15 protein-coding genes are annotated in these 14,272 nt (G+C 58.8%); 4 read left to right on the top strand and 11 right to left on the bottom strand.

The window, feature by feature from the left end:
• Positions 1 to 597: 597 nt before the first annotated feature.
• Together V5N12_RS16305 and rdfA are read right to left on the bottom strand one after the other, a co-directional pair.
• Positions 598 to 2,376 carry an archaea-specific SMC-related protein gene (locus tag V5N12_RS16305; protein ID WP_332900289.1) on the bottom strand — a complete coding sequence of 593 codons (1,779 nt, stop codon included), beginning with the start codon at positions 2,374 to 2,376 and terminating at the stop codon, positions 598 to 600.
• 2 nt (positions 2,377 to 2,378) lie between these two features.
• Entirely contained in the window at positions 2,379 to 3,020 is a 642-nt protein-coding gene (gene rdfA, locus V5N12_RS16300) for a rod-determining factor RdfA (RefSeq protein WP_332900288.1), read from the bottom strand.
• 247 nt (positions 3,021 to 3,267) lie between these two features.
• Here rdfA and V5N12_RS16295 point away from each other — a divergent pair, with 247 nt between their 5' ends.
• From V5N12_RS16295 to V5N12_RS16285, 3 genes are read left to right on the top strand one after another with little or no spacing between them, the layout of a single operon-like run.
• A complete protein-coding gene (locus V5N12_RS16295) occupies positions 3,268 to 3,642 on the top strand; it encodes a cupin domain-containing protein (RefSeq protein ID WP_332900287.1) in 375 nt (124 codons plus the stop codon).
• 1 nt (position 3,643) lies between these two features.
• The gene (locus tag V5N12_RS16290) at positions 3,644 to 4,789 is read left to right on the top strand and encodes an amidohydrolase family protein (RefSeq protein ID WP_332900286.1); all 1,146 of its coding nucleotides are present in this window, start codon (positions 3,644 to 3,646) and stop codon (positions 4,787 to 4,789) included.
• A complete protein-coding gene (locus V5N12_RS16285; RefSeq protein WP_332900285.1) occupies positions 4,786 to 5,367 on the top strand; it encodes an amino acid synthesis family protein in 582 nt (193 codons plus the stop codon). The genes V5N12_RS16290 and V5N12_RS16285 overlap by 4 nt, the downstream gene beginning before the upstream one ends.
• Before the next feature lie 12 nt (positions 5,368 to 5,379).
• Here the strand turns inward: V5N12_RS16285 and V5N12_RS16280 are convergent, their stop codons facing one another.
• Positions 5,380 to 6,543 (bottom strand): acyl-CoA dehydrogenase family protein, encoded by a 1,164-nt coding sequence (locus V5N12_RS16280; protein WP_332900284.1) that lies wholly within the window; start codon positions 6,541 to 6,543, stop codon positions 5,380 to 5,382.
• A gap of 154 nt (positions 6,544 to 6,697) precedes the next feature.
• On the opposite strand from V5N12_RS16280, the gene V5N12_RS16275 reads away from it, so the two are divergent.
• Positions 6,698 to 7,021: a hypothetical protein gene (locus V5N12_RS16275; RefSeq protein ID WP_332900283.1), complete on the top strand. Its 324-nt coding sequence runs from the start codon at positions 6,698 to 6,700 to the stop codon at positions 7,019 to 7,021.
• Positions 7,022 to 7,044: 23 nt separating this feature from the next.
• On the opposite strand, the gene V5N12_RS16270 is transcribed toward V5N12_RS16275, so the two are convergent.
• From V5N12_RS16270 to V5N12_RS16235, 8 genes are all read right to left on the bottom strand, one after another.
• Positions 7,045 to 7,746, bottom strand: coding sequence for a ferritin-like domain-containing protein (locus V5N12_RS16270; protein ID WP_332900282.1), 702 nt, complete (start codon positions 7,744 to 7,746; stop codon positions 7,045 to 7,047).
• Positions 7,747 to 7,824: 78 nt separating this feature from the next.
• Positions 7,825 to 8,247, bottom strand: a complete 423-nt coding sequence (locus V5N12_RS16265; RefSeq protein WP_332900281.1) for a hypothetical protein — start codon at positions 8,245 to 8,247, stop codon at positions 7,825 to 7,827.
• Between the two features lie 191 nt (positions 8,248 to 8,438).
• Positions 8,439 to 9,746 carry an ABC transporter substrate-binding protein gene (locus V5N12_RS16260; RefSeq protein ID WP_332900280.1) on the bottom strand — a complete coding sequence of 436 codons (1,308 nt, stop codon included), beginning with the start codon at positions 9,744 to 9,746 and terminating at the stop codon, positions 8,439 to 8,441.
• Between the two features lie 147 nt (positions 9,747 to 9,893).
• Positions 9,894 to 10,886 (bottom strand): aminopeptidase, encoded by a 993-nt coding sequence (locus V5N12_RS16255; RefSeq protein WP_332900279.1) that lies wholly within the window; start codon positions 10,884 to 10,886, stop codon positions 9,894 to 9,896.
• Between the two features lie 42 nt (positions 10,887 to 10,928).
• Entirely contained in the window at positions 10,929 to 11,630 is a 702-nt protein-coding gene (locus tag V5N12_RS16250) for an ABC transporter ATP-binding protein (protein WP_332900278.1), read from the bottom strand.
• On the bottom strand, positions 11,631 to 12,380 hold the full coding sequence (locus V5N12_RS16245; RefSeq protein WP_332900277.1) for an ABC transporter ATP-binding protein: 750 nt from the start codon (positions 12,378 to 12,380) through the stop codon (positions 11,631 to 11,633).
• Positions 12,373 to 13,407: a branched-chain amino acid ABC transporter permease gene (locus tag V5N12_RS16240; protein ID WP_332900276.1), complete on the bottom strand. Its 1,035-nt coding sequence runs from the start codon at positions 13,405 to 13,407 to the stop codon at positions 12,373 to 12,375. The genes V5N12_RS16245 and V5N12_RS16240 overlap by 8 nt, the downstream gene beginning before the upstream one ends.
• Positions 13,404 to 14,270, bottom strand: a complete 867-nt coding sequence (locus V5N12_RS16235) for a branched-chain amino acid ABC transporter permease (RefSeq protein WP_332900275.1) — start codon at positions 14,268 to 14,270, stop codon at positions 13,404 to 13,406. The genes V5N12_RS16240 and V5N12_RS16235 overlap by 4 nt, the downstream gene beginning before the upstream one ends.
• Between the last annotated feature and the right edge of the window lie 2 nt (positions 14,271 to 14,272).

Here is a 14,272-nt window from a genome sequence, read left to right as displayed (position 1 = left end):
GTCGAAGTATGTCGGATCCACCGTCGATGTGCCAAAGACGACGGCAGAGAAACCGACGAGCAGCCGAAAGTTTCGCGGGCCTGCAGGCTAAAAACAGCGGAAATTGTGGTGTCAACTTTCAACAGACGTGTTCACACGCCCCAATATCAGATCGGGATACGCCACTTTCAGAGTACGGCCAGACTGTTGTGAGAGAATATCCAAACACCCCAAAATAATTAGTAGTTTTTGGAGCCCACAGTATTTTGAAAGTAAAAATCGAGTGGTTTGATAGCGGATTGTTCGCCGGAACCATTTCGCACTATCAAGAGAGAACGTTACGAATGGCGTATTAATTTTAATATTCAGCCAGATATCAACTTAACTCTCAAATTACGATGTTTTTGAAGTAATTCTAAGAATGAATACGACAATGGCGAAGAGGAATTTTCAACGCACTACAATCAACTGATTGTGATGACAACGAACTCATCATCATCTAGATATAGTAAAGATAGTTATAAAATCGGATGGTGAGCCAGCACGCTACTTGTGCTCACGATACGCTAGAGTTTCCACTCACGCACAAATTCGCGACAGCCACAAACAGCAGGGACGTTACGGCGATTGTGGAGACACGACAGTCCACTCGCCGGGGTTAATGGTGTGTCCCTCGAACGAGGAGTGTTCGGGGTAGGTCGTGACCACCAGATACGTTGCCCGTGATTCGAGATATTCGACGAGCGTTTGGAGGTTTTCGTCCGCAAGCCCGCCGAGATTGTCAACGAGCATGATGGGAACCGTGTCCGCGACATCGAACGCTTCGTAGCCTGCAAGCGCGGCCACCAATCCGAGTAGTTCGACCTCGCCCTCGCTCAGGGCATCGAGACTCGCCTCGCGCCCGTCGCGGGCGACGACCAAATCGAAGGTGCTGGTCAGCCGTGCGGTTTCGAACCCGACCGCAAAGCGCGGGATGAGTTCCTGCATCGCCGCCTCGAACGCCTCTCGGGTGCGCTGTTTCAACGCTTCTTTTCGCGTGCGAAGGGAGACGATCTCCTCGTCGATTCGATCGCACTCTGCTTGCAAGGTGTCCTTTTGCTGTGCCTGGGTTTCGAGCGTCTCTCGCTGTTCACGTGCATCTTCGAGGCGCGCTTCTGCGTACTTGATTTCACCGTCCACGTCAGCCAGTTTGTCGTCGTCTTCTTTGACGGCCTCAGAGAGCGACTCGATGTTCGATTCGAGTTCTGTAAGGCGAGATTCGGCCGTTTTGAGGCTTGCCGTCCGCTCTTCAAGTCTGCGCTCTAAGTCTGCACGCTGGTCTTCTAAGTCTGCGACGCGCTGTTGTGCCTCGCGGAGCTCTTCTTTCCGCGATTGGAGTTCGTTGAACTGCGCTTCGTGTTCGTTTGCTGCTTCCCAGAGGCTCGCCACGCGCGATTGGAGCTTGTCTACGTGCTCGTCGAACGCAGCACGGGTCGCGTCGGTGCCACACGTCCAACAGGTGGCGCTGTCTGCTGGCAACTCGTGGGTGACCTCGGTGATGAGGTCGAGGCGGTTTTCGTCGAGAATCCGCTTCGTTGGCGCGTACACCGATTGCAACAACTCTGCGTCACGACGCCGTTGTTCGTACTGTTCGCGGTGGGTTTCGAGTTCCGCTTCGAGGTCGTCTGGCGTCTCTGGAATCGTGAGGTCGTCTCGTTGCTCGCGTATCTCAGCGAGCTTTTCTTCGGTTCGTTCGACCGTCCGTTCGAGGCGGTTGATCTGGTTTTCGACGCGGTCGCGCTCTGCTTTTGCGTTCGCAAGCTCGTCGCGTTTGCCATCGTCTCCTTCGGTCTGTCCATCTCCGAGGTCACTTCGTTTGCCCCGCAGTGAATCAAGTTCGTCTTCGATACTCGCAATCTGCTGTTCGACCTGCGGCAGTTTCTTCGAGGCGGAATCTGCGCGCTCCAGTTCGGCTTCGACCTGATTGCGTTCTGCTTTAAGCGTCGCAATCTGCTCGTCTATGTTCTCGAAATCGAGCGGGCGCATCAGGACGGCTTCCATGTTTTCGCCGTTTCTGACCGCCTGTCTGACCGCGTTATCCTCGTCGAGAAACGCATAGAGGCGGGCCGCAGTTTGCTGTTGTTCGGTGGTGAGATACGGGGTTCCCTGACTCACGACAGTCCCGTTCTCCCGGGTGAGGTCAACGCGGGCGGTTTTCTCCTCGGTTTCGAGCGTCACGTCGCCTGCAGTCTCGCCTTCGGTCAACACCGTTTCCGTCCCCATCGCAGTCTCGATTGCGGTGAGGAGACTCGACTTTCCTTGCCAGTTCGAGCCGCGAACCGCGTTGATTCCGGGTTCGATGGTTGCCTTTCCTGTGCGAATACCTGCGATGTTCGTAATCGTAAGTTTCCAAGTCATGATTATTCTGAGGCGACAGAGGCTTGCAGGTGGTCTTTGCAGATGAATCCACGGTCTAAGGCATCCTCAAAGGGGATGCGCGTCATGCAGTGTGGACAGCTCAACAACACCTGCATTTCGACTTCGGCGGTAGACGCCCCGGGCAAGCGCTGTTTCGTATCGAGCGAACTGAGCGCTTCGCTGACCTTCGAGGCGCTTACGTGCTTTGCCACGTTGACGCTTTTTTGCTCCCACTCAGTTTTGGCCGTTTCAATCGGCTTCGTCCCAGAGAGACACTCTTTCAGGTGTTGGCGCATCGTACTCCACGAGATGAGGTCGGCTTCGAGCAGGTCTGCATTGATGCCATCTGCGCGCATGTCATCAAGCACCTCCTCGCGGACGATGTCGTCTCCCCCCGTGAGCGCCGCATAATCGCTCTCGACCCGTGAGCCGGTCACCTCTCTGCCATGTTCGTCGTAGACGCGCGTGAGCAGTCGTAAGTTGAACCACTTTGCAAGGCTGCGGTAGCCTGCAGGCTCATCGCCGTCTGCACCAGTCCACCTCGTCAGCAAATGCTCGTCAAGCGACCCGTACCGAAGGAGCGCCGCATCTAAATCATATCTCTCGGCAACAATGTCAAGCTTGCACCGAGTTTGGGTAGCCATTACCCCATGTTTGTTTACAATCTGTATAAATCTGACTCAAAGGGGAGAAACGAGCAACTCGCTTGCGACGTCCGACGAGCGGACTGGTTGACCAACAAACGGGATAGCACGACCGGCTCAAAGAGCATCCAGCAGACATAATTCTTTTTAGCGACTCGGCCGAATCACTCTGTGATATGGTACCAATAGTCAACTCCAGTGGAACGTCTCGTCCGCCGCAGAGATACGCACAAGGTGAGCGATTCATATGATCGACGAGCGAACAGTCGTCGTCAGAACCCTAGCTGACTTGCCATCGTTCGGGAGCGGCGACCTCTCGAGTCAGATACTCGCAGATGAGACCCTCGGCGTCGAAAACGTCGGCGTCGGCGTCGTGACAATCGCCCCGGACGCACGCGGGTCGAGACACGTTCGGGAAGTCGAAGAAATCGTGTTCGTCCTCTCTGGAACCGGGCGCATCGTCACCGACGACGACAGCCACGATCTTGCGGCCGGGCAGGCAGCAATCATCCCGCCGGGCGTGCATCACTACCACGAGAACACCGGCGACGAGGAGTGGAAGAAGTTGTGGATTTTCGCCCCACAGGGTCCGGAAAAGGCGATTCGAGCGCGAGGTGAGTGAGATGCCAGACCTCCTCATCGAAAATCTGGGTTCGGTCGTGAGTGGAAACCTCGATGACCCTCGACGCAGCGTCGAGTCGGTGTACGTCGAAGATGGGTACATCCGCGAACTCGATGCGACGACGACCACCGCAGACACCGTTCTTGACGCGAACGGACTCACGCTCACGCCGGGACTCATCGACTCGCACGTCCACCCCGTTTTCGGGGATTTCACGCCGCGCCAGAACACGATTGGCTGGTGTGAAAGCTACCTTCACGGGGGAATTACGTCGATGATTTCGAACGGCGAACCCCACCTACCGGGCCGTCCCCGCGATGTCGAAAGCGCGAAAGCCCTCGCCACGCTCGCGCGAAAGTCGCTCGAAAACGACCGACCCGGTGGCGTGAAGGTGCGTGGTGGAACCCTCATCCTGAGCGATGGGATGACCGAAGCCGACATCGAAGACGTGGCACAAGAGGGCGTCGAACGCCTGAAATTCCTCATGCCCGTCGAAGACCGGACGCTTGGCAGAAACCTCGTCGAGTGGGGACACGACCACGACATGATTGTGCTCATGCACTGTGGCGGCACCAGCCTCCCCGGCGTGAAATCGACGGATGCTGACCTGTTCATGGACATCCGACCCGACATCGCAGCGCACGTAAACGGTGGGCCAACCCCGATTCCGGACGCGGAAGTCGAGAAACTCGTGACCGAGACAGACCTCGTGTTGGACATCGTGCTCGCCGGAAATCAGCGCGTCGCCGTCGATGTGCTCGAACTGGCCGCAGAACGCGACGACCTCGCCCGCGTGCAGCTCGGGACTGACACACCGTCTGGGACCGGCGTAACGCCACTTGGCGTTCTCCTCCAGTCGGCCATCCTCGCCAGCATGACGAGCGTGTCTGCGGCAGAAATGCTCTGTCTCGCCACCGGAACGACGGCAGCCCATCACGGCCTCGAAACGGGTGAGATTGCAGTCGGGAAACCTGCAGATCTCGTCTTGATGGGCGCACCGAAAGGCGGGCCGAAAGACACCGCACTCGACACCCTCGCCCACGGGGAGTACCCCGCCGTGGACAAGGTGTTCGTAGACGGCGAGCTGCTCGTAACGCGGAGTCGGAACACAGCCCCCGCAAAGCAGGCTGCGGAGGTGCGCCCATGACCCCAGACCTCTCCATCAGAAAGCGTGTGGTGACGGTCGAAGAAACGCACAAAGATGGCGAACACGACCTCGATACGCCCGTGAAAAAAGTGGCCGCTATCGCCGTCTTCGAGAACCCGTACGCGGGACAGTGGAAAGACGACCTTGGGGCCTTGACTGACTGGGGTGAACAGTTGGGAGAGACGCTTACCCGCGCGGCTGTCGAGCAACTCGGCGGCCCCGACGAAGTCGAGAGCTACGGGAAGGGTGGCATCGTCGGCGGTGACGGCGAACTCGAACACGTCGCCGCGCTGCTCCACCCAAAACTCGGAACGCCACTTCGCGCTGAAGTGGGCGGTGGTGAGGCAATCATCCCGAGCGCGAAAAAACGTGGCGGCCACGGCACCACGCTCGACGTGCCAACCCACTACAAAGACGAAGCCTACGTGCGGACGCACTACGATGCGATGGAGGTGCGCGTCCACGATGCCCCGCAGCCAGACGAGCTTCTGCTCGCTATCGTCGTCACGAACGGCGGCCGCCCACATCCCCGTATCGGAGGCCTCCAGAAAGAAGAAGTCGAGTCGCGTACCGACTGAGAAAATTCGGGATTATTCGTACGCAGGAATCCCCGTCAGGTCGTGGCCGAGGATGAGGGTGTGGATGTCGTGGGTTCCCTCATACGTGTACACCGTCTCCATGTTCGCCATGTGGCGCATCGGTGAGTAGTCGGCGGTAATCCCATTCCCGCCGAGCATCTCACGGGCAATACGTGACTGGTCGCGCGCCATCCGGACGTTGTTGCGCTTTGCCATCGACACGTGCTGGGGGCGCATGTCACCGCACTCTTTGAGTTCGGCCAAACGGAACGCGAGCAACTGCGCGGTGGTAATTTGGGTGGCCATCTCCGCGAGTTTCTGCTGTTGGAGCTGGAAGCGTGCGATTGGCCCCCCGAACTGGTCACGGTCGAGCGCGTACTGGCGGGCGGTTTCAAAGCAGTCACGTGCCGCGCCGATTGCGCCCCAGGCGATGCCGTAGCGCGCCTGGGTGAGACACGAAAGCGGCCCCTTCATCCCGCGAACACCGGGGAGGACGTTGTCCTCGGGAATGCGCACGTCGCTCAGCCCGATTTCGCCCGTGATGGAGGCTCGAAGTGAGAGTTTTTCGTCGATTTTGTTCGTCGTCACGCCGTCGCGGTCGGTCTCGACGAGGAAACCACGAACCGGCTTCTCCGGGTCAGACCGGTCGCGCGCCCAGACGATTGCCACGTCTGCGATGGGCGAGTTCGTAATCCACGTTTTCGCACCATTGAGAATGTACTCATCGCCGTCTTTTTCGGCGTACGTCTCCATCGCCGTCGGATTCGACCCGTGGTTTGGCTCGGTCAAGCCGAAACAGCCGATTGCTTCACCGCGACCCATATCAGGAAGCCATTTTTCCTTCTGTTCCTCGCTGCCGTAGGCGTGGATGGGATACATGACGAGTGCCCCCTGCACACTGGCCATCGACCGGAGTCCGGAGTCGCCCGCTTCGAGTTCCTGCATCAACAAGCCGTAGGCGGTTTCGTTGATACCGGGGAGGCCATAGCCGTCGAGGTTTGGGGCGAAAAAGCCGAGTTCCCCAAGCTGTTCGATGAGTTCCGTCGGGAACGTCCCCTCTATGTAGTGGGTTCCAATATCTGGTTTGACCTCTTTTTCGACGAATTCGCGAGCGGTCTCCATGACCATTCGCTCTTCAGAGGAGAGACCCTCCTCTAGGCCGACAAAGTCTAACATACATCATGGATTTGTGTGCTGTGTAATAATCGTACCGGCACCCCACGCGAATCGTGTCAGCCCGGTCATGCGTCGGTCTGACACCGGTTGGGCGGTGAGTCGCGTGCTGGATCCAGCGCCTATATTTATGCCATGCCACGTTCAAACATAGCACATGCCTTCGAGCGAGCGGAGCGAAGACGACGCACCGACCGAAGCGGTTGACGAAAACTACGTGTTCGACCCGGAAGAGACGACGTTCACGCTCACTGACCGACACGCCGTGTCGAAATTCGACGTAAAAGACATGGAGAAAATGGACATCCTGTCTGTCGAGCTGACGGAGAAAGACGGGAAAACGGTCGTCACCGACTGTACCATTGATATGACCGCGTTTGCGTCGGTCGTTGGCGAACTCGACGTTGTCGAGCGAAAGATGGGCAACGACTGGCGAGAAACGAGTTGGAACCCACGCGTTCGGCTCAAATACCTCCGGTAGACGCGAGTATCTACGTTGCGACGCTACTTCTTCGGCGATTGTTCGTAGCGGTCTGGATGGGACATCGAATCCATCTGCTTACCGTGGAAGGCGTAGGCTGCCTCGAACTTCGCATCGACAATTTCCCAGACGCGCGCTTGGGTTTCGTCATCGACGGCATATCGCGCCAAAATCTTCTTCCCGAGGTTGATGTGGTTACCCTCATCGATTTTTGCCTTGTGGATGACGTCGCGCGTCCGTGGGTCGACGATGTCTTTTTCCATGATTGCCTTGAACGCCTCTGCGAGGGCGGGTTCGCCCGCGCAGTTAAGCGCCGTGATGATGCTCAGTGGGTCGTCCCAGTCTGCGGTTCGTTCGAGCAAGAACAGGTCTTCTTCGGTGGGTTGATAGTGAGTGAGATTCGGGTCGCCACCGAGTTCTTCGACCCGCCGAGAGAACAGCTTTGAGTGTTTCACTTCGTCTCTGATTTGGTCGCCTAATCCGAGCAACACGTCTGCGTCAGTCTGGTCTAAATTTCGCGCGCCGTCGTAGAGCATCGACATTGCCCGCACCGGTGGCAACACGCCAAGGTAGAACTCAGACCACATGAACCCCTGAAGCATTGGAATGAGGTCGTCACCGGTTATCGTGTCGTCCGCATCGAACACTTCGTCTGCGAGTTTCTTCCCCCGCCGATTTGACTCCGCGATGACTTGCTTTGCAAACTCTTTGCTATCGACTGCCATGACATGTGTTACAATTTCACGTAGCGCCTTAGCATTACCGGAGACGCCAGTTTTCCGTCGTCTTCGCCCCGAACACACTCAATCGAACTGGTCGTCCGCCCACTCGGCTTCCGCCTCGGTGAGCAGTCCATCTGCGACCCAGTCATCAAGGTTCGAAACGATAGCGAGGTCGTGTTCTGCGCTCTCCTCTGTAATCTGAACCCACTCTGGTTCCTCGATGAGTTGGAGGTAGTAGAACTCGGTGTAGATATCGCTCTCTTGAAAGCCATAGCGGATGGCTTCGATACGGTCGCGCGCGATGGCGCTTCGACCGTAGTGGACGTCAACGAGGATGGGACGTTCGCCCGCCGGAAGGTAGGAAGGCGGAACCGTGCCGTCGTCAGCAACCTGCCGGACGAGGTACGCCGTCTCGCTCTCTCGCGTGATTTCTACGTCGCCGTCCCACGCTGGGGGAACCACGTCGGCAACACTCAGTGTGGCTGTGTCGAGTCGCTTTCGCATACGCCGTTATTCTCTGAGCAGGCGCTTAACTATGCCCCTTGGTAACACAGTCTCCCCAAAATGAAAATTGTCAGGTATAAAAACACACCCTAATGGTGTTACGTCGTCGCTGCTCCTGTGGGAAAAGCGCGATACCAGAATCCACGGGACTACTCGGCTTCAGTGTATCGACGTTCGACGCAGTTTCGCCGTCAGAAGCTCTCTTGGGTGAAGTCCACCTCGGCTTCGGTTGGCGCTTCGTTCAGTTCGAGTTCGGCCACCGTCTCTAGCTCCGTGCCAGAAATCCGGCTGATGTACCGGTTCATGTAAGCTTGATGGTCGGCTCCCCGGATGAACTTATCACCCTGTGGGAACTCCATGCTTTCTGTGACCGACGGGCTGGTTTCGAACCACTCGATGAACGATTGGTGGTCGTCGCTCGACTGCCAGCCGGACTCCATGACGGCTTTGACGATGAACGACAACGCCTCGTAGGCGACCCAGTACTGGCGCACGAGATTTTCTTCTGCGCTCTCGACTTGGGCGACCTCTCGGAGGTGAGCGTTCGCCTCCGAATCGAGTGCCGGCGGCAACCCCGTGAGAAACGATGCGCCCTGTCCGGCCGATTCGATGTCCGCAATATCGACACCTTCAATCGAGGAGATGTCGCCAAAGCGCTGGCCGGGGACGTTCAAGTCGGCGCTCTGTTGCAGGAAGTTAATCGACGACGGAAGGATGAGCGCGCTGAACAACACCTCAGTCTCGTCCGGGACCTTGTTCAAGTAGGAATTCAGGTCGGTCGTCCCGATGGGCACAGGAATCTCCGCGATGATTTCTCCCTTACCCGAGAGGAACTCTTTGAGCGCGGCGAGCCACTGCTGGCCGAACGCGTAGTCTTGATACACAACCGTCCACTTAGTGCCAAGGTTTTCGACCGCCCACTCGACGCCGAGGTAGGCCTGCTGGGTGATGTTGTGTGCCGTCCGCACGACCCAGCGGTTACCATCGGCTCCCGTCGTAGACGGGGCAGAGCCACTCGGGAAGTACGGGACTTTCAGCTGCTTTGCGAGGGGGTTGGTCGCCAGATTGACGCCCGACGAGAACGACCCAATCACGAAGTCTGCTTCGTGTTGTTGGGCAAGCTTTCGGAACGCGGTTGCCCCCTGTTTGCCGTCTGTCGCGGTGTCTTCGACGACCAATTCGAGGTTGAGGCCGTTGTCGGCGTCGTTGAGTTCTGCGACGTAGCCGTTCAACACGCGTTCGAACCAGAAGCCGTAGGTCGAAAGCGGGCCTGTGAGGTCGGCTTGAAGGCCGAGTGTGATTTCCGCATCACCAGACGAGCCACCACCGCCGCTTCCGCCGTCGTTCGACGCGGTCGTGGAATCGCCACCGTCTCCGTCGCCACCGCCATCACCGCCGTCACCGCCGCTGCCCGTACAACCAGCGATGCCCGCAATGCCGCCAACACCGAGTGTTCTCAGAACTGTTCGTCTGTCGATAGTATCCCTGTCTAACGTCATGTTCCTCTCCTTGCCCGCTTATCGCATGTTCGACCCGTCACCACGAATGTGAATCGTTATCGTGGGTCATGGACCTATGTCTCATCCTTGGAGAGAAACTATATAATTGTTCGGTGGAATGAGCCAGAAAATCGACGGGTTAGCGGCTCAACGAAGCGATTCTGCGAGTTCACGGACGCGGTCTACGAGCAACTCGCCGTCGTCTAAGATGAGTTCGTCATCGAGTTTGACCGTCGGCTTCGTGACGAGCCCGTCTAAGTGGATGTTGCTCTGGAGGACCCCGCCGAGGCTCGTGTCGTCGCCGATGGCGAAGTGAACCGTGCCGCGTTTCTTTTTGTCCTCTGCGAGGTTCCCGATGAGCCGTGCGTCCGGGTTCGTCCCGATGGCGAACTCAGCGAGGTTGCCCGCGTTCTCGCCCGCTTCATCGACAATCGCTTGCAAGGTTGCTGCGCCGCTGCCACCTTCGATGTCCGTCACCGTGCCGTCTTCGAAGGTGAGGAGAATTGGTTCATCGAGATGGCCGACGTTGTCCATCGAGTAGTCGATGGCGACGGTGCCGTTCGTTCCCGGTTTTTGTGGGCACGTTGGCGATTCACCCGGTGGGAGTGCCGAGAAGCCGTACTCGTGGAAGTAGCCGTCAAGCGAGAACGCAGACGACCCATCCAAGTTCATCTCGATGTCGGTGCCCGCCGGACTCGTGACGTGGGCGCTCTCTGCGGCGTCAAGAACGTCGCGGACGGCGGCCGTCACCTCACGAAGGTCTTCGAAGTCCGTGTTCATGCCGCCTTCTATCATCATCTCCTCGGTGACGCCCCGAAGAACGATGACGCGCGTGCCAGCCTCCGAGGCGGCGAGGCGAGACTGGGTGTGCGTGATGGCGTGTGTCGTCGCCGTCACCGCAACGTCCGCCTCCTTCATCGCCGCCGCGACCGTCGCGGGTGGCTCGTTGCCGTGGGCGTCGAGGCGGGGCATCACCGTAAACATGGCCGTCGCGCCAACGGCGCGGGCCGCGTTGGTGATTGCCCGGCCAACGGACACCTTTTCGGGATCTGAGATGACGAGCACTTCCTCGTCTGCGGTTACGTCTGAGAGGTCTTCTACGATACGTCGTGCGACTGGACTGAGTTCGAAATCAATCATTTGAGTTTTCTGATGGGGGTGGGGTGTCCCAGAGCGCGCGGCTCAGTGGACGCCTAAGTAGTGTTCGAGCAGCGATTCGTCTTCGCGCAGTTCGTCCGGGGTAGCCTGCTCGTGAATGCGACCGTTATCCATGAGGTAAATGCGGTCTGAGATGTCGAGCACGAGGTCGACGTTCTGCTCGACGATGACGATGGTGTAGCCAGCGTCTGCGATGTCGAGCGTGATGTCGGCGATTTCCGGGATCAGCGCGGGCATCAGCCCCTCGGTCGGCTCATCGAGCAACAGGAGTTTCGGGTCGCGCATCAGCCCGCGGGCCATGGCAACCATCTGCTGTTCGCCGCCGGAAAGCGTGCCCGCCCGCTGATTGAGGCGTTCTTCGACGCGCGGGAAGCGCTCGTAGATGCTTTCGAGACGGCCGTCTGCGAGGTTGCCCGTTCCGAGTCCCATCCGGAGGTTTTCTGCAACCGTCAGCTCCGGGAACATCCCGCGGTCTTGGGGCACGTAGCTAATCCCACGGTTTGCGATGTTGTACGGCTTGTCGCCGGTGATGTCCTCACCGTCGAACGAGATGGTTCCGGATTTCGGCGGGACGAGACCCATGATGGACTTCATCGTCGTGGTCTTGCCAACGCCGTTTCGGCCAAGCAAGGCAACCACTTCATCGCGGCCTGCCTCGAAGCTCACGTCGTGGAGGACGTGGCTCTTGCCGTAGTACGAGTCGATGTTGTCTACGTCTAATATCATCTACTGGTCTCTCCCGAAGTACACTTCCTGAACTTGTTCGTCGGTGCGAATGTCGTCTGGCGTGCCCTCTGCGATAATCTGGCCGTGGTGCAGGACGGTCAGGCTATCGACGACGCGCATCACGACTTCCATGTCATGTTCAATGAGCATTATGGTTATCTCCCCGTGGAGTTCTTCTAACAGCGCCGTGACCTGCGACGTTTCGCTCGCTGACAGCCCTGCGGTTGGCTCGTCTAACAACAGCATGTCGGGGTCACTCGCGAGTGCGAGCGCGATTTCGAGCACCTTCTGGTCGCCGTGTGAGAGGTTTTCGACGGTCGCCTCTGCGTGCTCTTCGAGACCGACCCGCCGCAGGATTTTGAGGGCCTTCTCGTGGCCTTCGGTGTCTGCGTCGTAGCGCGAAAACGGCGTCAGTATCGGCTTCTGGCCGTTGATTGCGCCGAGCACGTTTTCGATGACGGTCATGTCCGGGAAGACGCTCGTAATCTGGAACGCGAGCGACATCCCCTGTCGCGCAATCTTGTGTGGCGGAACGTCGGTGATATCGTTGCCCTTGAACCAGATGGTTCCCTCGGTCGCGTCGAGTTGTCCCGAGAGCATCGAGAAGAACGTCGTCTTCCCGGCACCGTTCGGGCCGATGAGCCCGCGTATTTCGCCCTCGTACATCTCGAAGTCAACGTCTTCGACAGCGGTAAAGCCCCCGAAGCGTTTGGTGAGGCCCTCCGTTTTGAGGACGACAGTCTCATTCATTGCCGGGCACCTCCCGTGAGGAAGCCGACTCAGTTTGCTCCGCCGAGTCGTCGCTCAGCACCCGTTCTTTGACCCGTTTGAGCAGGCCAAGGAGGCCCTCCGGTTCGAGGATGACCGTAGTGACGAGCAACACCCCGATGAACAGCGGATAGGCGTCGGTGAGTTCGCTCACCTGGTTTGCGACCAGTTCGATGAGCGCCGCGCCGACGACCGCGCCGATGAGCGTCCCCCGCCCGCCGATGAGCGTGAAGATGATGGCGTCACCGGAGACGGTAAGCGAGAACTCAGAGGCACTCACGAAGCCGCTGATGTACATCGAAAGCGCACCGGCGAGTCCGGCAAACGCCCCGCTCAGCATGAACGCCGAGAGTTTGTACAGCGTCACGTTGTAGCCAAGCAGCCGTGCGCGCTTTTCGTTTTCGCGAATCATCCGGTAGGCAAGCCCGACCGGCGAGGTCGTCACGCGGTACATCAAGAACAGCGAGACGACCAACACGACGAGGGTGAAGTAGTACCTAAACATCGGGTCGAACAAGGTAAACTCACCGAGGACGGGGAGATTCACCATCGGGACGAGCACCGTGAGTCCGTCCGTGCCGCCGGTCAAGCCGGTCAGCGACGACGCGGCCAGATGCGCGATGAGCGCGAGCAGGATGGTCACGATGACGAAACCGTGTGAGGACACCCGGACGGCGATGAGGCCGAGGCCGATGGCGACGATGCCAGTGATGATGAACGCAATCAACAGCGACGTGATTGCGCCGATGGCGTAGTCGTTGATCGCGAACGTCGCGGCGTAGGCACCGACGCCGAAGAACACCGAGTGGCCGAAGCTCAACAGTCCGGTGTAGCCATACAGCAAGTCGAACGACGCACCGTACAGCCCGAGTGCGAGAATCGACGCGCCGAGGAATAACCCGAACTCTCCAGCGACGAACGGGACAATGGCGGCGGCGATGAGCAGGAGCACCCAGATGGCATGGCGTGGTTTGAGCGTTCTGCCCGCAGTCGAGACAGCGGTACTCATATGGCCCCCTCCTCGAAGACGCCATCAGGGCGAAGCAGCACGAAGACGATCATGATGACGAGCGTCAGGATGCGCGCCTCGACCGGCGCGATGAACACGGCGCCGAAGTTTTCGAGGAACGCATACAGGAGACTCGCCACGAGCACGCCTTGCAGCGAGCCAAGCCCGCCGACGATAACGACGATGAACGCGACGGCGAGAATGTCGAGGCCCATGAGGTGGTTGACGCTCACGATGGGCGCGAGCAACACACCGGCGAGGGCGGCAAAGGCCGCGCCAAGTCCGAAGGTGAGCATGTACACCTGCGAGGTCGGAACCCCGAGGGCGCTTGCGGTCTCTAAGTCTTGGCGCACCCCGCGCATCCACATCCCCATCCGCGTGCGGAACAAGAACGCATAGAGCAGGGCGATGAGCAACACCGAGACGACGGCAACGACGATCCGGTAGGCGGAGTACGAGAGGCCGGCGAACTGAAGCGTCGCCGTGATGGGTGCCTCGATGGTGCGCGTCCCCGGCCCGAAGGTGAGCAATGCGAGTTGCTGGAAGATGAGCAAGAAGCCGAACGTGGCGATGAGCGTAATCGAAATATCGTCTTCGATTGGGCGCAACACCACGCGTTCTAAGACGACGCCGATGACAGCCACCGCGATCGGGGCGATGAGCAACGCGAGGAAGAAACTCCCTGTGGCATCGACGACGAACCAGCCAGTCACCGCGCCGAGCATGTACAGCGACCCGTGAGCCATATTGACGATTTCGAGCAGGCCGAAGATGAGGTTCAACCCAAGAGCAATCAGGGCGATGGTAATGCCCCACGACAGCCCGTTTATCAATGCAATCGTGAGGTCGCTTGCGAGCGCCATGA

This window comes from Haladaptatus sp. CMSO5, from assembly GCF_036689885.1.
Taxonomy (GTDB): domain Archaea; phylum Halobacteriota; class Halobacteria; order Halobacteriales; family Halococcaceae; genus QDMS2.
This window is presented reverse-complemented; position numbering and strand designations above follow the sequence as displayed.